Annotated in this window: 16 protein-coding genes and 4 pseudogenes; 10 read left to right on the forward strand and 10 right to left on the reverse strand. The window is 57.1% G+C overall.

Annotated features, from left to right (window positions below):
• Positions 1 to 107: 107 nt before the first annotated feature.
• From ESO89_RS06435 to ESO89_RS06445, 3 genes and pseudogenes are all read right to left on the reverse strand, one after another.
• Positions 108 to 1,128 (reverse strand): annotated as a pseudogene (locus tag ESO89_RS06435) (IS110 family transposase).
• Positions 1,129 to 1,278: 150 nt separating this feature from the next.
• A pseudogene (locus ESO89_RS18915) lies at positions 1,279 to 1,526 on the reverse strand (hypothetical protein); the annotation flags it as partial.
• Between the two features lie 29 nt (positions 1,527 to 1,555).
• Positions 1,556 to 2,293, reverse strand: a complete 738-nt coding sequence (locus ESO89_RS06445; RefSeq protein WP_128904765.1) for an IclR family transcriptional regulator — start codon at positions 2,291 to 2,293, stop codon at positions 1,556 to 1,558.
• 585 nt (positions 2,294 to 2,878) lie between these two features.
• On the opposite strand from ESO89_RS06445, the gene rdfA reads away from it, so the two are divergent.
• From rdfA to ESO89_RS06470, 5 genes are all read left to right on the forward strand, one after another.
• Entirely contained in the window at positions 2,879 to 3,538 is a 660-nt protein-coding gene (gene rdfA / locus ESO89_RS06450) for a rod-determining factor RdfA (RefSeq protein ID WP_128904766.1), read from the forward strand.
• 95 nt (positions 3,539 to 3,633) lie between these two features.
• Positions 3,634 to 5,574, forward strand: a complete 1,941-nt coding sequence (locus ESO89_RS06455; protein WP_128904767.1) for an archaea-specific SMC-related protein — start codon at positions 3,634 to 3,636, stop codon at positions 5,572 to 5,574.
• 772 nt (positions 5,575 to 6,346) lie between these two features.
• Complete coding sequence (locus tag ESO89_RS06460; protein ID WP_128904768.1) at positions 6,347 to 6,676, forward strand: hypothetical protein; 330 nt, start codon at positions 6,347 to 6,349, stop codon at positions 6,674 to 6,676.
• Between the two features lie 393 nt (positions 6,677 to 7,069).
• Positions 7,070 to 8,371 carry a site-specific recombinase gene (locus ESO89_RS06465; protein ID WP_128904769.1) on the forward strand — a complete coding sequence of 434 codons (1,302 nt, stop codon included), beginning with the start codon at positions 7,070 to 7,072 and terminating at the stop codon, positions 8,369 to 8,371.
• 255 nt (positions 8,372 to 8,626) lie between these two features.
• Entirely contained in the window at positions 8,627 to 9,511 is an 885-nt protein-coding gene (locus ESO89_RS06470) for a ParA family protein (RefSeq protein WP_128904770.1), read from the forward strand.
• A gap of 576 nt (positions 9,512 to 10,087) precedes the next feature.
• On the opposite strand, the pseudogene ESO89_RS06480 reads toward ESO89_RS06470, so the two are convergent.
• Positions 10,088 to 10,765 (reverse strand): annotated as a pseudogene (locus tag ESO89_RS06480) (RNA-guided endonuclease TnpB family protein); the annotation flags it as partial.
• A 432-nt stretch (positions 10,766 to 11,197) separates the two neighbouring features.
• A protein-coding gene (locus ESO89_RS06485; RefSeq protein WP_128904772.1) for an IS630 family transposase occupies positions 11,198 to 12,198 on the reverse strand; the annotation gives its coding sequence in 2 pieces (ribosomal slippage) (positions 11,198 to 11,706 and positions 11,706 to 12,198; 1,002 coding nt in all).
• 244 nt (positions 12,199 to 12,442) lie between these two features.
• Between ESO89_RS06485 and ESO89_RS06490 the strand changes: the two genes are divergently transcribed.
• Positions 12,443 to 13,165, forward strand: a complete 723-nt coding sequence (locus tag ESO89_RS06490) for a glucose 1-dehydrogenase (RefSeq protein ID WP_241686139.1) — start codon at positions 12,443 to 12,445, stop codon at positions 13,163 to 13,165.
• A gap of 457 nt (positions 13,166 to 13,622) precedes the next feature.
• Positions 13,623 to 14,789: an MFS transporter gene (locus ESO89_RS06500; protein ID WP_095638114.1), complete on the forward strand. Its 1,167-nt coding sequence runs from the start codon at positions 13,623 to 13,625 to the stop codon at positions 14,787 to 14,789.
• Positions 14,790 to 14,828: 39 nt separating this feature from the next.
• Here ESO89_RS06500 and ESO89_RS06505 read toward each other — a convergent pair whose 3' ends face one another.
• Positions 14,829 to 15,566: a uroporphyrinogen-III synthase gene (locus tag ESO89_RS06505; protein ID WP_128904773.1), complete on the reverse strand. Its 738-nt coding sequence runs from the start codon at positions 15,564 to 15,566 to the stop codon at positions 14,829 to 14,831.
• 91 nt (positions 15,567 to 15,657) lie between these two features.
• On the opposite strand from ESO89_RS06505, the gene ESO89_RS06510 reads away from it, so the two are divergent.
• On the forward strand, positions 15,658 to 16,632 hold the full coding sequence (locus ESO89_RS06510; protein ID WP_122106780.1) for a deoxyhypusine synthase: 975 nt from the start codon (positions 15,658 to 15,660) through the stop codon (positions 16,630 to 16,632).
• A 740-nt stretch (positions 16,633 to 17,372) separates the two neighbouring features.
• Here ESO89_RS06510 and gdhB read toward each other — a convergent pair.
• The 3 genes from gdhB to ESO89_RS06530 all read right to left on the reverse strand — a co-directional run bounded on the left by gdhB (position 17,373) and on the right by ESO89_RS06530 (position 21,812).
• Positions 17,373 to 18,680: a glutamate dehydrogenase GdhB gene (gene gdhB, locus ESO89_RS06520; protein ID WP_122106770.1), complete on the reverse strand. Its 1,308-nt coding sequence runs from the start codon at positions 18,678 to 18,680 to the stop codon at positions 17,373 to 17,375.
• The gene (locus ESO89_RS06525; RefSeq protein WP_122106771.1) at positions 18,677 to 18,820 is read right to left on the reverse strand and encodes a rubrerythrin-like domain-containing protein; all 144 of its coding nucleotides are present in this window, start codon (positions 18,818 to 18,820) and stop codon (positions 18,677 to 18,679) included. The genes gdhB and ESO89_RS06525 overlap by 4 nt, the downstream gene beginning before the upstream one ends.
• A 109-nt stretch (positions 18,821 to 18,929) precedes the next feature.
• Positions 18,930 to 21,812: a bacterio-opsin activator domain-containing protein gene (locus ESO89_RS06530; protein WP_128904774.1), complete on the reverse strand. Its 2,883-nt coding sequence runs from the start codon at positions 21,810 to 21,812 to the stop codon at positions 18,930 to 18,932.
• Between the two features lie 258 nt (positions 21,813 to 22,070).
• On the opposite strand from ESO89_RS06530, the gene ESO89_RS06535 reads away from it, so the two are divergent.
• Together ESO89_RS06535 and ESO89_RS06540 are read left to right on the forward strand one after the other, a co-directional pair.
• Positions 22,071 to 23,306 carry an MFS transporter gene (locus tag ESO89_RS06535; protein WP_128904775.1) on the forward strand — a complete coding sequence of 412 codons (1,236 nt, stop codon included), beginning with the start codon at positions 22,071 to 22,073 and terminating at the stop codon, positions 23,304 to 23,306.
• A gap of 162 nt (positions 23,307 to 23,468) precedes the next feature.
• Positions 23,469 to 23,681: pseudogene (locus ESO89_RS06540) on the forward strand (archaea-specific SMC-related protein); the annotation flags it as partial.
• Positions 23,682 to 23,800: 119 nt separating this feature from the next.
• Here ESO89_RS06540 and lrp read toward each other — a convergent pair.
• Positions 23,801 to 24,256 (reverse strand): HTH-type transcriptional regulator Lrp, encoded by a 456-nt coding sequence (gene lrp, locus ESO89_RS06545; RefSeq protein WP_128904776.1) that lies wholly within the window; start codon positions 24,254 to 24,256, stop codon positions 23,801 to 23,803.
• Between the last annotated feature and the right edge of the window lie 10 nt (positions 24,257 to 24,266).

Consider the following 24,266-nt stretch of genomic DNA (forward strand, 5'->3'; position numbering starts at 1 on the left):
GCAGTCAGACTAGCCGTCTCCGCGTCCGCCGTGCGGGGGCATCTTCATACGACACACCAGTCGCTCACCGTGCGCTGGCCCGCCCAAAGAGAGACGCGTAGCGTCTCTCAGGCGCTCACCTCCGGTGGGACGTACGGTTCGTTCTTCCTGAGCATGTTGAACAACACCACTAACAGCTTCCGCGCTGTTGCCACGATCGCTACCTTGTGCGGCTTGTTTCGCTTGTTCCGTAACCGCCAGTAGAACTGGCTCAAGTACGGATCCTTGGCGTTGTGTACGGCGGTGTTCGCACACTGGACCGGGATCCACCGCAAGTAGCCGTTACCTTCCTTGCTGATCTGGCCCTCTCTCCGTGAGTCGCCAGACTCGCTGATTACCGGGTCTAACCCGGCGTAACTCACCACTTCAGCTGCGCGGTCAAACCGCTCTACTTCACCGATCTCGCCGTGGATCATCAAGCCGGAAAACGCTGCTATGCCAGGTGCAGACATCAACGTATCCAGCTCCTCTACCTCAGCCGCTACCTCTTCGATCCGCCGCTGCATCCGCTTGATCTTCACCGTGAACTCGTCAATTGCTTCCAGCCACTGCTCCAACAACAACTCCGACGCGTCGTCGAGCGTGAGTTCGCGCAGGAACTCACGCCCTTGATCGCTCCACAACGACCCATCGTAGGTGACGCCGTTTTGATCCAGCAACGAGTTGGTCTCGTTTTTGAAATCTGAGCGTTTGTCAACCAGCTTCTTGCGACCGCGCCAGCGCGCGGTAGCGCCGGTATTCTTCTGGTGGAACGTAACTCTCCGGCACTTCGCCCAACCGCAGGTACCGATCGAGGTTCTTCGCGTCCTTGCGGTCATTCTTCTGCTTCTGATCTTCGAGCCAATCCGTCTTGGCCGGATTGGCGAGAGTCATGTCCAACTCTTCGTCGAGTCTGTCGTAGATGGTGAAGTAGTTACTTCCCACTTCGAGTGCAGCGCTACTACCAGCGTACTTCTGTGCGATCTCGTCGAGGTCCGCCTTGGCGACTCGGACCTCTTCGGTCACTTCGACTTCGTCGTCAAGGACAGCGACCTGAGCCTGCCGTTTGTGGACATCGATGCCCAAGTAGTGATCAGTGGTTGCGGTCATGGTGTCCTCTGGAGTCCTGAATGCGTGAAGCGGAACGACATCGCTCCAGGCTTGCGGTCACGGCCGACCAAGGCCGGCCGGGCCGCGATCCCAATTCTCCTGTTCCTTCGCATCCGAGGTCCGTCACCCCCCCGTACTCGGAGGTGCATGTCATAGATCGACCTTCGGGACTCCATGACGTGCTTCACACTCCAGGGGTTTCAGCGGGATTCTCATGGAGTTACCCTCCAGGCTGGCAAAACTCACCCGTTTAGTGAGGCATTCGAATAGGTCAGTGACCAGAGCGCGGAATCCTACGCGATCTCAACAATCATCGGTGATACTTCCCACCTCAGGCTCTTCCAGACCGGCTCGATTGGGTCGAGATCAGGCGACCCCTCTGGAAGAAATACGAGATCAAATTTCCACTACTCAGCTGCTGGGTGTATTAATACTTTAGACTAATTTCGATAACATTCGCCGTCTCCAAAACCATGTCCGATATTTTTTTAGTGGCTTTCGATTCATTCATTCGGCCAACTGGCCCGTAGACGCTGATTGCGCCAATAACGTCATCTTCGACCACGATCGGCTTGCCAACGCCATGCATCCCTTCGAACAGTTCCTCTCGGTCGAGTGCATATCCTTGTTCCCGGATCGCATCTAGCTCGTCAAAAAGTTCACTTCGCTCAGTAATTGTGTTCGGAGTTCGGGCCGGTAATTCGTAGTGTTCAATGATCTCTTCCGTTCGATCTGGAGAAATGTTCGCCAGGATGGCTTTTCCCGGAGCGGTAGTGTGTAGGCGTGAGACGTCACCATCGTGGATGTCAACCTGCACTGCTTCTTCCCCGGTGGCCGTATATAAAACCACCCCGTGATTGTTTTCCTCAATCATCAAACTCGCGTGTTCACCAGTGGTGGCTGCCAGGTTCTGGAGTTCCGGTTTGGCCACCTTATAGATCTCTAACTGACTCCGCATACGTGTCCCGATTGATAGAAATCGCGATCCAACACGGTACCTCCCGTTTTCGTTGACGACGCAGCCGATCTCCTCGAGCCCTTGCAGATAGTCGTGAACGGTACTTGTTGGTTTATCAACCTCGTCAGCTAACTCCGCGACCCCCGCTTTCTCCAATTCGAGTATTGTTTCAACGATGTCGAACGCCGTTTTTATTGTCTTTGACATGTGGTTGCGTACTTCAACCTCGACCTACTTAATTATCCGGATTATTCGGACGTACTTGCGTTCATCACCCAGCATCCCCGATATATCCACAACTCCGATTTCCCAGGTATACCGTTGCAATCTGGGTGAATACAACGCTGACCACCGAAACAAGGCCACATAGTGTATCCGTGTATTTCGGAATACTGAACCCTGCTAGAGCACACACATGGTCCTCAAAACAACCGGACAACGGACGATGTCTGCCGAAACGGCATGAGTACCGTGTTTGGTGCACGGCACCATATGACTAACCTTATCCGGTATATTCGGACGTTGAATGCTGTCTGTTTACGGGGAGCTCGGGCACCACCCTTCGATAGTCTAGCGGCATGGATTGCCATCGGCGCACGTAGTGCGCCTGGCACCCGTTTTGCTCACTCCACGATCGCCCGTCACTGACGCCACTTGGATCCATTACCTTTACCAAGAGTACGGATGGAAAGACAGACGTATACCTGCCTGGAACGAACGCAAACCACCAACCGAGTATCAGCCCATGAGAGGACGCCACTCGAACCACGGCGCACGGAGGAACCGGACCGTATGACCCACGACGAAGAGACCCCTACCTGTTCGTGTAAAGTCGGACGGAACGTCGAACAGTATGATCTCGATGACCTCAACACCGAATTGCGAGCCCGGCGCGTGGAAGCGGGGGCGAGTCTCCGCGACCTCGCAGACTACGTTAACCAGCGCGTCCTGGCCGCTGCCCTCACTGCCGCCGACGTAGATGTCACCGACGCCCTCTACGGCGCCGTCAGTGACGAAGACGCCCTCACAACACTCTATGAGGCACTCGCCAGTGACGACACGCCTGCCGAACGGACAGCGCGAGTCCGAACCCGCCTTGCCCAGCGTGGCGTGGACATAGAGGCCGTCGAAGCCGACTGGGTCACCCACCCGACAGTCCGCACCCATCTGCGTGAGTGTCTGGATATGGAGACCCAGCGGACCGCCACGATTACCGACGACGACGCACGTGATACGATCGAGTGGGCCCGCACGCAATGTGCGAACATCGTCGACCAGACGGTCACCCGACTCCGGAACGCGAACGTACTGGAAACTGGCCCACTCGACGTCACGGTGACGATCCAGCTAACGTGTACCGATTGTGGGACCACCTATCGGCTACATCAACTGCTCTCCCGCCGTGAGTGTGCGTGCACGGCCGCTGACCAGTCTGACGGACCGACCGACTAAGCACCCGTCGAGGTGGATGTACCACACAGCATACGGTGCAGCACCTGCAGGGGAAAGCGAGAGCATTATCAGTGATGCACTCGACTATCCCTACAATGCCACAACAGTCCGACCCCACGACTGATACGGATCCCCGTCACGCCACGCTCTCCGTTACCAACCTCGGCGGCATTGACACCGCAACCGTCGAGTTTTCGCTCGGCGTCACGCTCCTCACTGGTCGCAACGCGACCAATCGCACCTCGCTGTTACGGGCCCTCAACGGAGCCCTCGGTGGCACGGCCCCCACCCTGAAAAGCGACGCTGACGAGGGGCACGTCACGCTGACACTCGGCGACGACGAGTTTACCCGCACCGTTACACGGACAGGGATCGAGCGTGACGGCACACCCTACACGGACGCCGAAACGCTGGTCGATTCCTTTGTCACCCTGCTCGAAGACAACCCAGCGCGGCGCGCCGTCGAACGGGGTGACGACCTCCACGACGTCATCATGCGCCCAGTCGATACCGAGGCGATCGAACGACGGATTCGGGACCTGCGCGAGGAAAAACAGGAGCTCGAAGCCGAACGAGACCGCGTCGAACAGCGTCGTGACACGCTTCCCCAGCTCGAAGAACGCCGCCACACCCTCCAAGAAGAGATCGCTTCTATCGACGAGGAACTCGATACCCTGCGCGACGAGGTGGCGGCCGTCGAAGCGGACGCCGAGGCAGCCGAAGACGCCGAGGCCCTCGTCGACGACCTCGATGCCCGGCGTCAAGAATTGCAGCGCACCGAAGACGACATCGAATTGGTCGAATCCGAACTTGACGCACTACGAGACGATCTCGAAACGGCCCACGCCGATCGAGACGCGGTCCCTGATGAGACGCATGATGATCGGACGGACATCGAGACCGAAGTGGAATCTCTCCGCGAGCAAAAGCGCCACCTCGAGACGACCATCAGCAGTCTCCGAACCATCGTCGAATTCAACGACGACCTCCTCGCCAAGAACGGCCACGACCTTCCGGGGATCGACCCTGACGATGAGGCCGTGACGGCGGCGCTTGCCCCGGACGAGACCCAGAATGTGGTCTGCTGGACGTGTGGAAGTCGCGTCGAACAAGGCGCCATCGCGGACCGACTCGACGACTTACGGGCCGTCATCGAGGACAAACAAGCCGAGCGAGCCGACCTCACCGAGCGCATCGAGGCACTCGAGGACGACCGCCACACACTAGAGCAACAGCAGCGCCGCCGAGAGGAACTCGACCGGAAGATCGAGCGAACGGAAGAGAAAATCGACCAGCGCGAGCAGCGACTCGACGACCTCGAATCCAAAGCCGCCGAACTCCGCGAGGAGATCCGCGACCTGGAAGCCGAGGTAGCCGAAACCGAAGCCCTCCGAGAGAGCGACCTGCTCGAGACGTACGAACAGCTGAGCGAACTGCAGTACGAGCGCGGCCAACGCACACAAGAACACGAGGAGGTCGCCGACGAGATCGCCGAGATCGAAGCCCTCCCAACCCCCAGCGACCTCGAGGCCCAACTCGACGAGCTATCGACGGAGCTCGAGCGTGAGCGGACGCGTATCGCCGATCTGGAAGCGGAGGCGGTCGAGCAGTTCAACGACCATATGGACGAGATCCTGGACGTGCTCGGCTTCGAGAACCTGGCTCGCGTCTGGATCGAGCGAAAAACCGACGACGGCGGCCGAGGGCCGCCAGAGACGGTGTTCGACCTCAACGTGGTACGCGAAGCCGAGACGGGAACCGTCTACGAGGATGTCATCGCACACCTGAGCGAAAGCGAGCGCGAGGTCGTCGGCCTGGTGGTGGCCCTCGCTGGCTACCTCGCCCACGACGCCTACGAGGCGGTCCCGTTCATGCTGCTGGACTCCCTCGAGGCGATCGACTCGAATCGGATTGCCGCACTCATAGACTACTTCGCCGACTACGCGCCCCATCTCGTGGTCGCACTCCTCCCCGAGGACGCCGAGGGACTGTCCGCCGACTACGAACGGCTCACGGCCGACGCACTCACCGCCTAACCCCGCGGCGGCGGGTCGTTCACATCGAGGAACACGATATGCGGACCGACGTCTGACAGCGAGGAACGAGTTTTTCAGCGGTGTGTACAGGGGTGATCAGTTCCGAGGCCTGCGTGACCGGCGCGAGACAGCGCAGTCCGACTGCAGGTTGTCGTACCGCCATGGACCCTTTACCATCCGTATGGTTGGGAAGGATTGAGTCGAGTCTCCACCACGCTCTTCCCCCAAACCACAATACGACAGATTCACTATGTCTACGCGGCGTCTGGGGTGATTCGGGGACTCGCCGGCCTGACCGATGCGGTGCTGGTCTCGACCCTCACCCCGTTGAGTACGGTAGTGACACGACTCGACGGGAGCCGTGGTCACGGCACCGTCTAGGGGCCCGCCGCCGACTGCAGCGAGACCGAATGAGAGCGGGACGCTGTGTGGTCGTCGTCCGAGGGTTCGTCCTGGTCGTCCACGAATCAGCTGCATATTGGTGGACCGTTGTCGGCGTTCACCGCCGACTGGCGTGGCGACGTAATCGCGTCCGGTAGTGACGTGGCTGAGACCTAGATTGGCGCCCCTTTCCAGGGCCGCCCCCGCGCTCGACGACACCGAGACGTAATGCGATTGGAGTTGTCGGTCACTCTCAGGCCCCGTCCATCCAGCACTACATCTCCCCTGCTGCTGCCCTCGGCTGTAGAAAGAGCGGTGAAGACCCATATTCATCCCTCGTATTAGCTATTATAGAAACGTATTTGTGCGTTCGAATGCTACCTATTGAGATATGGGCGAAACGAACGACGGATTTGAAGAAGATGTCGGCATAACGGTAGAGCTTACGGGTGAATATGACGCTGTTGTTGATAAGTTGCGGAAGCCGACGGATGAGCAGGAGGCGCTTGACCCGGTTTTGGCTGATTTCTCGCGCCTGTTAGAGACCGTACATCGGCTGGACGGTGGCACCCGGAGTGTCATCGTTGACCATCTGCCGCCAGAGATGCATCACGCCTATGACGCCGAGGGAGTCGTCGACGCCCTCCAGATCCTTGCCCGCTACGACCTCGTTGCCCTCGACGGCAATACCTGGACCCCGGGGCCCGCGCTCACAGCATAGCTTCCTGCGACCCGCATGGGCGTCACGTTCGGGTGTCGATCGAGAATATGTAGCCTAGCTAGCGGTTTGTAGCACTCCAAACTCTCAACCTCTGACATCAGGCCCTCTATTTGTATATAGCGATATACAATTTAGCAATCGTCTCGATCGGACTAGAAGCGTTCTAGCGGCCGAAATCAGCCGGTACTCTCACAGACGTTCCAATATCCGGCGGAATAACTTACTTCATCTTAGCTGAGTAAGACAGAGTAAGTTCTTAGTGACCCCCACCCGTGGCCCCAAACGAGGCAGAATCAGAATCATGGCCGACTCTTCCACCGACGCACGCTCCAGTCCGACCGTCGCTGCTGGAGCGGCGTTCCGCCGGCACAACCCCCATACTCCGGAGGGCCAATGACGGGCCGCCGCTCCGTCGAGACCGCGATCGACGACACGTTCACGAAGTACCTCACCGACAAGGGCAAAGGCGACGCCGGTGACCAGGGCGCGTACCGCGCCGACGCCGAACGCGAGCTGCATCGATTCCGACGCTGGTGTCTGGGTGAAACCGCCGACTCGGCGAATGCCTCGCCGCCGGAGTCGTGGGCGGGCGTCGTCGACAGCGACACCGTCCGATTCGCAGACCTAGACACGACGGTCTTCTCCGACTACGCCCGGTATCTCTCGACCGCCGGGTACGCCGCCGGCACCGTGCTCACCTACTACGCCCACGTCGCCTCCTGGTGTGGGTGGGCACACGCGCAAGGATACATCCCGCGGCATTACGCCTGCGAGTCCGACGCCGAAGACCCGCTCCCAGAGAACGATGGCCGCCGACCGGGCGACCAACAGGCGTGGGAGCCGATCCACCGCGATCTGATCACGCAGTTCGTCGATCGACGGGTCTCCGAAGCGTTCGACGAGCTCGGCGCGATCGAGGTTCCCCACGCCGACCGTGGCGATCCCGACAGCGAGCTGTGGCAAGCCAAACAGCAGGCGCGCTTCGAGGCCTACCAGCGGTGTCGCGAACAGGCGCTCGTGTGCGTGGTTGCATACACCGGCCTGCGCGGGTCGGAGTTCCTCTCGGCACCGAAAGAGGACCGAGAGGGCCGCAACGGGATACGCTGGCGTGACGTGTCGTTCGCGGACAGCAGCGTCACGGTGTTCCGGAAGAGTCGCGAATGGAAGGAGGCCTCGCTTCCCGAGCCCGTCATCGGTCCCCTGCGGCGGTACGCCGAGGTGCTGGACGTACCGGACTCGTGGCCGGTGTTCACGACGCTGCACCGTCCGTCGCTTGCCTCACATGTCACCGAGGGGCTTCCCGACGCCGGCCTCGACGCCAACGCGATCGAGCGCGTCCGAGCCGGGGCGCCCGACCTGATCGTCGCCGCCGAGCACGATCTCGACGCGCCAAAACCGCTCACAACCAACGGCGCTCGGTCGATCATGGAGCGTCTCTGGACGCACGATGCACTGGCCAAACGTCGCGACGAGCTGGACCTCTCGCTCAACGGCGACTATCTCGAACTCCACGGCGGGCGTCGGGGCGTCGGCGAGGTGCTCGTTCGACAGTTCGGCTACGCCGCGGCCGCACGGTATCTCGACAACAGCGAGGAACAGGTCCGCGAGGCGTACCAGCACATTGAAGCCGCCGAGCGTGCCGATATGGCGACCGAGGCGTTTTCACAGACAGACCAGCGGGTGAACGATCGATAGCGGTATTCAGTGACCGATGAATACCAGATATCTGTTACAGAACTACTGTTCGTGGACTTGATATCGTTCTTAGCTACTCACTAAGATAGCTAAGATATAGAACTGAGAACAGAACCTAAGATAACTAAGTTAGATGTTTTAGAAAGATATCTAAGATTAATGTCTTAGGTGTATTAGATATCTAAGTAAGAACAATTAGAAAGTTACGTAAGTGTCTGACATACCTTCATTAGCTAAGAGCCAGATCAGCCTCATATGCTAGCGTATACGGTATACAGTGAAGCGGGTGGCGTCGGCAAAACCTCGCTCGCAGCAAATACGGCAATCGCTCACCAACGAGCGGGGCTCGACGTGCTTGTGGTCCCTCTCGACCCACAAGACGGGGATTTGAGCCGCCTACTTGGGGTTGATACCGATCGTGCAGACGCAGGTGCAGATAGCTTAGTTCGTCACATGGTTGGGAGTCCACGCGGTCCGTTTGAGGATCTCATCGAAACAGCAGAAGGGATCGACATCATTCCGGAGCATAACTCGCTGTCTGATCTCACCCAGCACCTAGATAGAGAACAAAAAAAGGCTGAAGACTTTGGTGACGCATACAACGTCCACGCACAGTTGCGACGGGTACTCGGTGAAGCAGGCGTCCCCGAGAAATACGATATTCTCATCTGCGATCCACCAGCAACTGAAGGATCGCATCTCTATAACGCGATTTACGCAACGCGGAATCTGCTGCTTCCGATTGAACCATCGGCAAAGGGGCAAGCTGCTGTCGAAGGACTCGAAGAGCTCGCGACGAACTTTGCGGACCAACTTAACATCGACGTCGGGGTGTTAGGTGCGGTGCCGATCGGTTTCAAAGGCACACGCGATCAAGAAGAGATGCTCGGTACAATCCCCTATGAGGTTCCTGAGGTTATCGGTGACCGGACTTCGTTGATGGAGGGATGTTGGCGTCAGCAGTGTTCAGCGTTCAAGTACGTTCAGACCCACCGCAATCGTCGTCGTGACTACGAGGTGGAGACGCTTGCGCAGTTTGACCGTATTGCCCGATTCATCGAAGACGAAGGAGGAATTGCGGCTCCGAATCCACCTGAGCCTGGAGCTCTTGATGAGGACGAACAAGAGGTGACCGCGTAATGGGGGGATTTAAAAGCGGAGCTGCTGACGACGACTGGGGGAGCACAGAAACAACCAACGAAGCTGACACCACCTCAGAGGCTGATGCGACCAACAGTACAACAGAAACAACAGGCAGTGATACATCCGATACTGCGATACAAACTACGACAGATAGTGAGTCCCGATCGTCTCGGCAAGAGCTCCCCTGGGTCCTTACGCGAAGCAGTATTACCGACGGCCGTGAACAGACCGTCCAGCTTCATCTCCAGCAATCGACGGCCAACACCCAGCGTGAGACGACACGAACGCTAGAGTCAGAGCTCGGAGAATCAGTCAAGAAGGCCGATCTGCGTGAAGCTGCGCTGCTTGTCGGACTTCAACACACAGATGAAATCGCTGCGACACTCCGGAAATGGGGGTACGACTTGGAGTGAACTACCCTGTTCTCGCCGCCTTGATCTCCTCCACGGCGTTCACGCCGTGGAATCCCGCCACGGGATTTCGGGCTTAGTCACGTTGGCCGGAACCGCATTGACATCCTCCTCCGCCTTCAGGCGGAGGAATCCCACGGCATCGCGCCGCTGGATTGGGATATTACGGTTTGGAGTCTACCACTTGATCCTGCGGTTGGAATCCGCTGGACAAGTCATACAGGTAGACTTCGGGCTGTGCCAACCAGCCGGTACTCCTATCCTCGTCCAAATTGGCCGAAGACTCGGAGTTACTTTCGTTCATGTCGAGACGGATATTCTCCGCCCCGTTCACGTCCGCATTAAACGCAGCGTCGCACCTACCACACACATACAACCCGCGGTGGACGCGCTGACTCTCGTCTTTCTTCCCGCACGTACAACACGTCGTACTCGTGGTGCGCTCTGAAACGTCTACGACGTCGATACCCTCGACTTTCGCTTTGTATTCGAGGATGTGGGAGAACCTATCGAACGCCCAGCCGTGTATGTCAAGGTTGCCGTGTTTTCCCCAGTTTTTCGAGGTGCCGTTTTCGTCTTCGCGGACGCCGTCCAAGTCCCCGACGTTGATCCGTCCAACGCCCTTCTCAACACACCGCTGGACGATGTGTTTAGCAAGACTATGGAAGAAGTGCGTGCGACGTTCTGACCATTTGTGGTGCAGTCGAGTGGCCCGATCGCCGCCCGAGTCGTCGCACTTGGCGATCTCTTTCGGGAAGTAGTAGCCGTCCTGTTTCAGGCGGTTGCCGGGGTACAACTCTGCTTCTTCCGTGCTGTACGCGATCGCGGCAAAGTTACAGATCCGGCTCTGTTGAAATCCTTAGGAAGTGATATATTCTGATCGGGTGTGGTCAGTACAGAGTGCGAACTTATCAGTTCGGTCAGAGAGATGTTTTAGCTTCCCGAACCACCTTATCTCCAGATGGTTTCGTGTTAGTCATGAACCGCCGCAACCTCCTCGCTCACATTGGAGCCGGGTCAATCGTCGGTATCGCTGGTTGCCTCGGAGATGCCGAGAGGTCTGATGACCCAGAAGCCGGCAATGAATCAGATGGAGATGCAGATTCTACAACCCCCGAGATTGATCACCAGCCGTGCCCCGCATACGAAACGGAACGCGATAGTGCCGTCTGTTCTCACACAGTAGACACAGACACGGCATCAGTGTATATTGAGCCGAATCCAGAAAGCAGCACCCTCAATGACGGGACACCTGTTGACGATATAGTAGACGTTAGAAATAGTTGCTCACTTTTGGGATAGAAATTTGGTCAAGAGCGGTATCGATCGCTGTTGTAAGTTCGTCGAGTGAGTCGAAGAATCGGTTGCTGAGAGCTGCTTGGAGCTGTCTCCAACATTCCTCGACAGGGTTCAATTCCGGCGAATATGACGGGAGCGTCACAAACGCGAGGTCGTCACGGGCCGCGAGGTCCGTGACGGCCGATGCCTGAAAATACGGTGCGCCATCGAGCACGACGATCAGATCCTCTTCAAATTCGTCACATAGTGCTAAAATGAAATGTTTTGCGTGATCGGCGGTGATGTACTCGGTAAGCCGTGAGAAAAAGCGATCGCCGTCCTCGGTGATCGCGCCGAGCAAGCACGTCCACTCCCGTTGACCGGATAATTCGATCGAGGGCCGCGTGCCGCGCGGAAACCACGCGGCACGCGGCTCAACTTGGACCGATTTCTTGGTTTGATCGATACAGACTACTGTGGCGTCCATTTCCCGCCGCTTTTTTTGATCTCGTCGTAAAACTCATCTTGCTCGTCTTCGTCGGATTCAGCCGCTGAACGGCGTGGTTTTTGATAACTCAATCCCGCTTCTTTCAACAACCGCCGGCAGCTTGGGATTGAGTAGTCGACGCCGTATGTTTCTTCGAGAAATTCTTTGACAAGCGCCGGCGTCCACGCCGGCGCGTCAAAACCGATCTTTTTGGGTGATTCGTGGACTGTGTGCTCAAATTCTTGCTGCTGTTTTTCTGATAACTTTCGCTTTCGACCAGATCGGTGAGCATCAGTTACAGCCTGTTCAAGCGGCTCGTCAGTATCGAGTCGGTTGAGCCAGCTGTAGATCGTTCGTCGGCCGGTGTCGTGCCACTCGGCAATTTCAGTCTGTGTGACGCCGTTTTTGTACGCGATCGCAGCTAACAACCGTTGCGTCGGCTTGTTTCCGTTGACGTTGTCAAGCGCGTCTTGGAGTTCTTCGACGGAGATCTCGTCGAGATGATCCATTAGGTACTGTACAGCACTCCGTGCCGAAAGTTCTAACGGCTACTATATGAAACGCAGATAGTAGGACATTGGGATCATCGCCAGACCCCCACCTCCACACCGGTTTTCCAGTGTTCTCACTAGATTTCACGACTCTGTAATTTCGGTACACGGTGGCGGATTTCACGGGTATCGGACGCTCCGGCGAAGGTTATAAACGGTGTCTTTCAGCAGCATTTCGCGGAACTTTAGTGACGGTGTCGCGTTGGTAGCGGGTGCGGGGTCGGGGATCGGCAGAGCGACTGCGGAGCGATTCGCCGACGAGGGAGCCGATGTCGTTGTCGTGGATATCGACGACGAGGCTGGCGGAGAGACAGTCAGCCGCATCGAAAACGACGGCGGGAACGCAACGTTCGTCCGCACTGATGTCAGCGACTCCACTGAGGTCAAGGCGATGATTGAGCGTGCGCTTGAAGAGTATGGCCGCCTCGATTTCGCAGTGAACAACGTCGCCACCGGAGCCGATCCCGCGCCAGTAACCGACATCTCCGAGCAGGATTGGGACCGCGTCACCAGCATCTCCCAGAAAGGCGTGTGGCTCGGGCTGAAACATGAGATACCGGCTCTTCTGGACTCCGGTGGCGGGGCTATCGTCAACACTGCCTCACACGCCGGGATACGGGGCAGTCCCGGTCGGACGCCCTACAGCGCGAGCAAACACGGCGTTGTCGGGCTCACGCGGTCGGTCACGCTCGAATTCGCCGCAGACGGTATCAGAGTTAATGCAGTCTGTCCGACAATCGTTAACACACGTGCCCTCCAGTCGATGTCTCCCGAGGAGCAGGATGAAGTCACCGCCGGCGTGCCGATGGGTCGACCGGCCGATCCCGCCGAAGTGGCGAGCGTGATCGTGTGGCTCTGCTCGGACGACGCTTCGTTCGTCACTGGGCACGCGCTTCCCGTCGATGGTGGCCAGACGCAGCGGTGAGTGACGGATCCAGCCGGTCACGAGAGTCGGTACTGTCCGTCGTGCAACTGTTTGAACTCGTCGAGGAGATCCGGCGGAGGGCTAACTGAGGGGTAGTTTTCGTCGGTTGTTGTTCTAAACCAGCAGGGTGGTCGTCGAACCACACCTACGAGCATGCCTCCGGGGAAACATCTACGAAATCACGCTGCAGCGCCGCAACGTACGTCTCCTCAAGGAGCTCAGTCATGGTGATAATTTCTTCCCGGACGTCCGATGCCCAGTGTAGTCACACTCCGTGGTGAATTGCTTGGATGTCAAACCACGTGGCTTTCACCTACACCGTTTGTAATAATCTGCGTCTTTGGGCTTGTGAACATAATTGGCTCACCGTGAACGTCCTCCGGTTCTGATTCAGGGCGACCACTCCCCCATAGCGGATGACTTACGGGGAGCGCTCACCGAGAGAGTAATAGAGCGAATGGAATGGATACGGAAACTCCGGAACTCGCCAGCAACAGCCGTGATTTTCGCGAGTACGCTCGTCGCTGTCATGGGTGTCTCACTCATCAGCCCTGTACTCCCAGCGGTCCAGGAGGCATGGAACATTTCGGAGGCACAGGCCAGCCTCTTGCTGTCGGCGTTCACGCTCCCCGGGATCTTTCTCACTCTCCCGATTGGACTGCTAACTGACCGCATCGGTCGAAAACCGATTCTAATCCCGGCGCTTGTTGTCTTCGGACTCAGTGGGGGCGGTATCATCTTCATTTCCGACTTCACCCTGATCTTGGTCCTGCGAGCCATCCAAGGGGCGGCGAGTAGTGCGATTGCGATGCTCACGGTCACGCTCCTCGGCGACCTCTATTCCGGTGAACAACGACGAGTGCTAATTGGGACCAACGCGGCGATTCTCGCGGTGGGTGCTGCTGGCTATCCGTTACTCGGTGGTGCGCTGGCGACAGTCGCTTGGTCGGCTCCCTTCGCGTGTTTTCTCCTCGCGCTGCTCGTCGCTGTACCCGGCATAACCTTGCTCGAGGAGCCACAGCGCGACGAGAACAATACGAATTCGAGTATCCGTGCATTCCTCACCGGACCCACATCGATGACCCCCTTCGTCGTGCTCTATCTCGCAATCTTCGGTATTTTCGTCATCCTCTACGGCGCGCAACTCACCGCCGTTCCATTCCTGCTCGCCAACGAATATCACCTCTCATCAGCGAGTATCGGCCTTCTCGTGGGATTACCCGCGGTTACGATGGGAGCGACAGCAATGCAAGGTGATCGCGTGCTTCGGTCGCTCACGAGCTTCCAATCGATCGCGCTCGGATTCGTGAGTTACGGGATCGGACTCGTCGGCGTCGCCGTCGCAGACTCTATATACGTAGTTGCTGGTGCACTCCTTCTATTCGGACTTGGTCAAGGACTTGCAGAGCCGATTACGGATACGGCACTCAACGAACGAGCACCGGACGAATTCCGCGGGAGCATTATGAGTATTCGGACAAGTGTTCTCAGACTCGGCACGACGGTCGGTCCGCCGCTTAGTGTCGGGGCTGCAGCACTGTTCGGCTATCGTCAAACCCTGTTAGTGTCTGGTGCCGCTGCCTTCTTGATCGGAGTAACGTGGTTTACGGTGAGACGTCAGTGAACACTCAAAGTCAGCTAACAGATTGGAGACGGAATGTGTTCATTGGTGGGTATCCAGAATTCGACGTACGGTGACCTCGGCAAGCTGTGTGAACCCCACTGTATCCGGCATAACATCAACAGCGATCCCATGCTTGTCGACAGCACGTTTTGTTGGTGCTCCTATCGCTCCAACAATCGTCTCCTCTAGCTCGCGTTGGAGTGCAGCGACAGCGTCACGTTCAGTCGCAATTTGAACGAAGTGCTCTATCGTCTTTGGCGAGGTGAACAGTATACCGTCCAGCTTACCGTCTACCGCAAGTGAAACCGACTGTCCCGCAGTCTCCGGTCGTTTCAGGCGATATAAGGCTGTTTCGCTGACAATTCCACCAGCTGCTTCCAGTCCTTCAACAAGTACTTCGCTGCCGTGTGCACTCCGAGCAAGTTCAACGGTTTGGCCCTCGACTTCAGTAGATAACTCGTCGACGAGTCCTGTGGATGTGAACGTCGATGGAACGATATCGACTGAATAGCCCCGATTGCATAATGCGGTTGCAGTCTGATCTCCGACAGCACAAACAGTGGTTCCTCGTTGTTTCCATCCCGCTGTCGCAGCTATATCGACACCGGTCTCGCTTGTGAAGATACAGTAGTCCGCATGTTGGGGAACCTGACCGGTCGGTGTGATTGCCAGCATTGGGTCTGGAATCGGGGATACATCGAGTGACTGGAGATACTCGACCGCCTCAACGATACGGCTGTCGTCGGGTCGGAGAACAGCCACCGTCGGCTGGGACATATTGAACAGTTAGCTGATGCTGGACTTGTGTGTATCGAGAATCGGCGACCCGTCTCGAACGATTCAAACCGGCATCCTGCTAATTGCCGGTATGGACGAGGAGTCTCACGACCACGTTGTTCCGGGAAGTGCTGAAGAGTTGACCACGCCAGACGTGCAGGGCTACGACTTCCGTGGCGAATTCGATTTTCAGGAGATGCTGGAAGCGTATGCAACGACGGGCTTTCAGGCGACGCAACTCGCAGAGGCCATCGACATCGCCGAGCAAATGCAAGACGCCGATGCCACGATCTATCTCACATGCACGTCGAATATCATTTCGTCGGGATTGCGTGAAGTCGTCGCCTACCTCGTTCGTGAAGGGTACGTCGACGTGCTTATCACGACCGCGGGATCGCTGGCGGAGGATGTTATCAAAACGGCGAAGCCGTTCAAAATGGGAGATTGGGATGCGGATGAAGCAGTTCTCCGGGAACAGGGAATCAACCGTCTTGGGAATCTGTTCGTCCCTTCCAACCGTTACGTTTGGTTGGAGGAGTACCTATACGACTTCTTCGAGGAGTTCTTCGCTGAAGAAAAGGTTCGGACGCCGACATCGTTTGCCCGAGAGTTAGGGGAGACACTCGACGATCAGGATTCGGTTCTGAAACAAGCAGCGGACAATGATGTTCCCGTCTACTGTCCGGCACTGACGGATTCCGAGGTTGGGAATTTTCTCTACTATTACCGACAGGGGTACGATTCGGAGGTCGGAATCGAGATTCTCGACGATTACGACTCGCTCATTGAGGACGGAATGCTCGCCGATACGACGGGTCTGATCGCAGTTGGAGGTGGCGTGCCGAAACACCACGCGATTATGACGAACTTGTTCCGCGGTGGGGCCGATTACGTCGTCTATATCTCGACCGGTATGGAAGGGGATGGGTCACTCTCTGGCGCACCCCCGAACGAGGCAGTATCGTGGGGGAAGATCAAAGATGATGACCGGACAAATTATACGCAGGTCGAAGCAGAGGCGACGCTCGTCTTCCCACTGCTCGTGGCGGGTGCTTTCAGCGAGTAGAGATGATACACCCGAACATGAACCACGCAGCCGGCTTGTTGCGTGATCAGTCACGAGACGGATGGGACTTATCAGTATCCTGTACAGTGAACCGACCGGCCATCGGTAGCAAGCCCCTGTGTCTGGATCCACTTGAGCAGTTCTTGAGAACAATATAATAAGGATGGTGGTGCGCCTATAGGCCGAGCGTCTAACGTGTTTGATACTTGTGCGGCGCTGAATCCTTCCCTACTCGCTCGCTCCACTTGCTCGTTGAGGAAGGGGCCTTAGCGCCTCAATTCAAGTAACCAATTTCTTCCGTATTTCAAACTATTTATTGTTCTTATAGAAGATTACTTACTATCTCAGTGAGATATGCTTGGACGGCTCCGAATGTGACTCGCATGGTAGCGGCCCCAAATCCAAGAGCGATGAAACTCACCACGACAACGAGATCAGCCTTCGAATCGTTGGGACTAAGCAAGAGCGTGAGCGCCGCAAGCGTCCCCGACATCGTACTGATGAAGAGCCCTGTTAGAAATGACAAGGTCGTAAAAAATGGGTCAGTGAAACCCATAACGGAGTACGTTGGTTCATAGATTCCGATGAAAGATAAACTGAAACCGATGACGACGTATCCGATAAAGCAGGTAGTGATGAGGATAGTCCCGGGGCTAACGAGTTGATACAGTCGAAACAGTCCCCGTTCAAACGGGGTAGTTGGCTGACGGATCCGCCTGAATGGGCAATAGTCCATCTCCCTACGGCCAGAGTCCCCGTACCTCGTGGGATTCAGCGATCCGTGAGAGCGCAACAATATAGGCTGCATCACGCCACGTGACATCGCGGTGCTCGTATTCGTCTGTGACTGCCTGCCAAGCGGCTTGCATCTCCGTTTCGAGTTCGTCGTTCACCCGTTCGAGCGACCACGATCGGCGATTGATATCCTGGAGCCACTCGAAGTAGCTCACCGTGACTCCGCCAGCATTAGCGAGAATGTCTGGAATCACTGGAATGGCCTGCTCTGCGAGAATCGCACTCGCCGTCGAAGTGGTGGGACCGTTTGCGCCTTCGACGACGAGGTCAGCGGCGATCGCACTCGCATTTGCTTCGGTGATCACGTTTCCGAGAGCGGCAGGGATGAGTACGTCAACATCGAGTGTGAGCAACTCATCGTTTGAGATCACGTCGTCTGCGTATTTCGTGACGGCTTCAGGCTCCTCGTCGTGTGATGGGACGGTCGCCGTCTCGATCCCGTCTGGATCGTACATTGCGCCGTTCACGTCACTGATTGCGACGACCATTGCTCCCCACTCATCAAGCAGTCGGGCGGCGTTCGCACCGACACTACCGTACCCCTGAATTGCGACCGTCGTTCCCTCGAGATCGCTTCCATAATATTCGCAGGCCTGCTTGGTGATGATCGCGACACTTCGTCCAGGCGCTTCCTCACGACCTTCACTCCCTCCAATGACTGGTGGCTTCCCGGTGACGACTCCCGGTATCGTTTCACCTTCCTGCATCGAGTACGCGTCCATCAGCCACGCCATCGTCTGCGGATCAGTACCCATATCCGGCGCGGGAATATCGCGATTCGGCCCGATAACATCGCGAATTTCCTGGGCAAACCGACGAGTGAGTCGCTCTTTTTCTCCCGAGCTCAACTCTTTCGGGTTGACTGCGACGCCACCCTTGGCACCCCCGAACGGGAGATCCATAACAGCGCACTTCCAGGTCATCCACATGCCGAGTCCGACACACTCGTCTCTACTCACCTCGGGGTGATACCGGAGCCCTCCCTTAAATGGGCCTCTGACACTGTCGTGTTGAGCTCGGTATCCGGTGAACACATCGACCGTACCGTCATCGCGTTCGATTGGGACTGTTACTTCGTGGACTTTTTTCGGATATCTGAGCCGTTCGACGATACTGGGGTCGATATCCAAGTGACTGGCAGCATGATCCAACTGACGGCGGGCGGTCTCAAGTGCCGACTCAGGCTCGATTGGTTCTGTCGACTCGTCGTCCGATTCGTTGTGGGTGCTCTCAGATTTTGATGCCATGATCATTCAAGTGACATTCGCCGGTTTCGCATCGGGCCGCCACAGTCGGGACATTGGCCCGGGCTGTCTTCTGTGATGATGATGCTGCCACACTCGAAGCATTCGTATGGGGTTTTTTCGTCTGATTCAGGGTCGACATCTATCATAGTGGGTTCACGAGTGCCAGCCGGTGATATAGGGCACTCTATGTAAGTGTAATAAGTGTATAAGGGAATATTCAGCTGTTAACCAACAAATACTTCCTGAAATATGGGGTTAGTTATTGAACTCTTCGGTTCCCAAAATTGAGACATTGTGCTCCTCGAAGAGCGTTTCGAACAGTTTGCGCTGGACGGTCCGAGAGTGTTTATAAAACGCTGGCGGGGAGATCCCGAGTGTCTCCGCAACGTCTTCGCCAGTGCTCGCGCGTGGTGACTCGAAGAACCCGCTGTAGTATGCCGTCTGGATCACCTCGAGTTGCCGCTCAGTCAGCTTCTCGAGGAACTTCGAGTACAAGTCGCGTTCCATGGACTGATCCAGCGTCTGCTTCGAACGGAGTTCGACAGTGGAGAACGTCTCCCGGACGAGTTGTGTGATCGTCCGGATGTCGATACTGTCCGGGATGTCGATGACGAGGGTTGTGGATGTCGGGTCGGCAGTTGCCTCGTGGAAGACGGCACCGTGATCGGCCAGCTCCAGGGCGAGAAACGGCTGTGTGAGCCGAAGCCGGAGTACACCCCCCTCAGCATCCGTACTAATCTGTTGCACCTCGTCGATCCCGACCAACTGCGAGGCAGCGTCTACAACGTCAGTTACTGCTCCGTCGTCGACAGTCACAAACACGTAGCTTCCCTCTGTGGATTGCTGAACACCGCCTTGATACGAGAGTGTACACGCTGCGTCTCGAGCGAGCCGTGAGAGAACGAATGCCGGGTCATCGATATCGAATTCAACACGCGTCATCGACGTCGTGAGCAGTGCATTCTTTCGCTCGATAGCACTGAGTGCAGACGCGATGGTCTCGCCGAGTTCAGCGAGGACAGCCTTCGTCGTGTCGTCGAACGCATCCTGGGTAGGTGCGTAGACAGTCAACACTCCGTGTGTGAGGTCATTGTAGACGAGGGGGATGCTCAACACGGAGAGGTAGTCATGGGCGAGTGCGGCCTTCCGCCACGACTCGTCGCGGAGTCCGGCGGCGACGTTCGTCACCATCGTCACGTCGCCAGAGGCCGCGGTTTGGCCGGCTGGCTCCCCACCTTCCGCGTCGATGGCGAAAGCTTGGCTATCCAGATACCCCTGCTCGCTGCCTGCCCAGGCCCGTGGCTCGACGGTGTCGGTTGTCCGGTCAATCGTCCCAATCCAGGCGAACCGGAATCGGTCCTCGCCGGTCAACAGCTCACAGACCGTATGATCGATTTCCTCTCTCATCTCGGCTTGCACGAGGGCTTGATCGATTTCCCGAATGGTCTCGTTGATGCGATTCAGCGCGGTGAGCTGTTCGTTTTGCTCCTGTAGTGTGCGATCTTGCTTTCGAAGTCGGGATTCTCGTGTGACGCGGTCAAGGGCTGCCTCGGCGGTTGCAGCGAGAAGGTCAGCCAGTTCCCGGGTTACCTCGTCGAAGGCCCCGACTCGGTCCGAGCCAGCGACGAACACGCCGTGGTTACCGAGTGGGATGTAGGCTACACTACGAAGATCGGTCGCCCGGTTTTCGAGCCGGTCTGCATCGTGAACGTCGTCGAAGAACAGCGCTTCGTTCTCGACGAAACTGTAACTCGGCAGCGTTTCGCCGTCGGCGTGTACGGTGGGGAGCGGGCCAGTAAGTTCTCTCATCGTCGCCGAGCGGGCCGCGGGTCGAAGCTCGTTGGCATCGGCATCGAAGAGATAGACCGTACTCGCATCCAGATTGAGGACACCAGGTGTGTCGTCGACGACATGCTGGGCGATTTCCTGATGCGTTTCGGCGTACAGGAAATCACGGGCGGTCTCTTGAAGGGTCGCGAGCGCCTCCTCACGTTGCTTACGTTTCGTGATATCCCGACAGCTGAAGAGGAGGGTCCCGTCCTGAATCGAGACTTCACGAACATTAACGAGGAGCGTATGCTCGCGACCCGCCTTGTCCGTCGCCGTGGTTTCGATGTTCTTGAGCACGCCGTCCGCTGCGAGCTCCTCCCGGTCGAAGAGATCCGTACCGAGGAGGTCGTCGATCGTTCCTTGCTCGTGAATTTCGTCGGCCGTGTAGCCGAAAATGAAGTGGACGTTGGGACAGACGTAGGTGTACTCGCCGTCTTCGTTCGTAATGAGGACGGTGTCGGTCATGTTGTTGAGCGTGACACGGTGGAGCTCCTCTGATTGTCGGAGGTCGCGTTCGAGATCGACGCGCTCGGTGATGTCGACGCCCTCGACGACGATCGAAACGATGTCACCACGTTCGTTCTGGACTGGGCGTACGGAGAGATCGATGACGCGTGGATTTTCGACGTGTGGCGGCTGTGTGACGACCGCGTTGCCGAATCTCCCATCGAGAGCATTCTCCACGATCTGCTGCACGTCTGTGTTCGCTGAATCGGGTTCTGCCCACCACGGAAGCGTCCAGAAGGGTTCGCCAACGATCGTTTCGATTTCTACGTCGACCATCTCCCGAGCAGTCTCATTCACACGCGCAAGTGAGCCAGCAGGATCGAGCACCCACGTCGCGGTTCGTGAATCGTTGAATATGGCGTCGAACTGTCTGGCCCGGTCCCGTTGCGTGGCCGACCGCCGTGCGGATCGGATGGCCCGTTCAGTTCGGTCGATGAGTTCGTCGGCCATTCCTTCTATCGGCTCCGTGAGTGCGATGTAATCGCTGACACCGGCTTCGATAGCGTCGCTGGCGATGGCTTCGCTCCCAGCGGCGGTACAGAGCAAGACCGGAAGCGTCGTGGTATCGGTGCGGATCTCCCTGAGGAGTTCCAGACCGGTCGCCCCTTCGAGCGTGTCTCCGCTGATGAGACAGTCAGTGGTCTGCTTCCGGACGATGTCACTCGCTTCCGCCGTGGTTCCAACTGTCTGCACAGTCGCGTTAGTCCGTGTCTCCAGTGTTGTAGCGAATCGCGAGAGCCAGTCGTTTGTCCCCACGAGCAGCACCGTCGACGAATTGAGGACGGATTGGGAAGCGATCATTATTCGACCACTTGCGAACAGGGAACGCTTCTCTCAGTGCCGATTCGAGCTTGGCTCCAATTCTGCTGCTGGCCTGGGCCGGTAAGCACACACATGGCTAGTTAATTAACAAACCATCATTCAACAATAGAGTTTGCTATCTAACACTCAGAGGTATGCGGAGCAATACGTAACATGGAAACACGATCATCGGGACTCGTTGCAGGCACCTATCGATTTCCGATTTCCGCGGTTCGGCGTCAGTCTAACCATCAAGTAATGACTACCCAACCGACCACCTACCATGAAGACACCACTAGCAGCGAACTGCAACAGACGCATCAGTCGACGTGGGGTATCGTCGCCGGCGCGAGCCTCATCTCCACAGGGTTAGCTGCCTACGAGATTGTTCCCGCGAGCGTCACCCCGCTCATTCGTGACTCGCTGGGTATCGGTCCAACAATCGCAGGCTTCCTCGTCGGCATTATGTTCGGTACTGCAGTGATTGCAAGCCTCCCAGCTGGTGCGGTGCTTGACCGGACAGACCCCAGGACCGTGATAGGACTCGCCGTTCTCACACTACTCGTGGCTGGAACGTGGGGGTGGATCGCTGGACGACAAGGGGACTACCGATCAGTAATTGCCTCACGAGCGCTCGGTGGAGTCGCCTACGTCGTCGTGTGGAACGCGGGCATCGATATCGTGAGTCGAGCAGCGACCAGCGAGAACCGGGCAACGGCTGTCGGTATCTTTACGGCGAGTGGCCCGGTCGGATTTGCGCTCGGGCAAGGGACTGGCCCAGTGATTGCGCATCGATTCGGGTGGCCTACAATCTTTATCGCGTTCACGGGGCTCACAGTCATCGGTCTCGTTGTGTTCTGGCCGGCCAGTCGAGGGATCGGAACGAGCCGAGGAGCCGCTCCCTCGATTCAGGAGTTTGGTGCGGTTCTCCGGAACCGGAAGGTCTGGTCAGTCGGGTTGCTCGGGTTTCTCGGCTATTCGTTATACTTGTTCGTGAATAGCTGGGGTGCGTCGTATTTGACGACCGAACTCGGCCTGTCACTCGCAGTGAGCGGGCTCTTGGTGGCCGTATTCCCCGCAATCGGGGTCGTCTCCAGAATCAGTAGTGGCCTCCTGTCTGATCGAGTATTCGGGGGTCGTCGCCAACCCATCGTTTTTGTGTCCTTCGCAGTTTCTGCTCCGCTCGTACTGCTGTTCACGCAGTTCCGGTCACTTCCACTGCTCGTTACATTCCTGCTGCTCACCGGATTTGCTGTTCAGCTTACGCTGGGGCTGTCCTTTACGTATGTTCGGGAGGTCGTTGATTCACGGGTCGCTGCGACAGCCGTCGCGTTCCAGACTAGTGTTGGGTTAGCGGGGGCGTTCCTTGCACCGATTGCAGGCGGGGTTATTGTCGACAGAGCCGGCTTTGATACGGCATTTCTCCTCGCTGGAGGTCTCGCCATCTGTGGAATTGTGGTTGCATGGCGAGCTCCAGAGCCAGGCTACTCGTAGCAACGGATTCAACTAATCCATTATGATTCCTGCTCGCGTAGCTCTTTAGCCTTCACTTGAGCCGGCACAGGGTCTGCGTCCGCTTCTGGTGGACGCTCTCGTAGGCAACACTCCTGGAGGGTTTCCAGATCTGGAATCGTTGCGATCCCTGCCTTGATCAGGCTCGTGTTCGCGCTCGCGGGGTACCTCGTCCACGACGTCCACGAGACGGTGCCGTTCGTCCTGCTCGACTCGCTCGAAGCGATCGACTCGGACCGAATCGCGCGCGTCGTCGACTACTTCCGAAGCCACGCCGACTACCTCGTCGCCGCGCTCCTCCCCGAGGACGCCGCCGCCCTCCCCGACGAGTACGCCTACGTGGAACAAATCGACTGATCTCCATCTTGACATCCTCCTGTGCCTGAAGACGGGGGAACCTCGACGGTGGGTGTTTCAGGTTTTGACATCTTCCCCGCCCGAAGCGCGAGTCTTTCTCGTCGATTCCCATAAGTAATCTAGTCGTTACCAACGCTGAATTGTTCGTATTCTTTCACTGTATTCAACACAACACTTGTATTCGATTCTTGGACATCTGCATCAGTCAATATGCGTTTGATCTGGTCGTTCATATCATCTGTATTCAGGAATTTTCCAATTGCGATGATGTCATAGTCCCCCGTCGTCTCGTAGACGCTCACGATCTGCGATTCATTGTGAAGCGCTTCCGTAATATCCGGGAGTCCAGGCCCCTCAACCTTCAGCTGGAGAATTGCGGTCACGTCGTAGCCGAGCCGCTCATAGTTGACAATTGGAGAATACCCTTCAATAGCACCGGCCTCCTCCAGATCGTTCAGATGGTTCGAAACTGTCGTTACAGACACATCGAGCTGTTCGGCAAGACTTCGCAAACTCTCACGTCCATTTCCAAGAAGTGCATTTACCAACTCTTTGTCGAGATTTTCGTACGTCATTGTTTACCTT

The sequence above is a fragment of the Halorubrum amylolyticum genome (assembly GCF_004114995.1).
Classification (GTDB): domain Archaea; phylum Halobacteriota; class Halobacteria; order Halobacteriales; family Haloferacaceae; genus Halorubrum; species Halorubrum amylolyticum.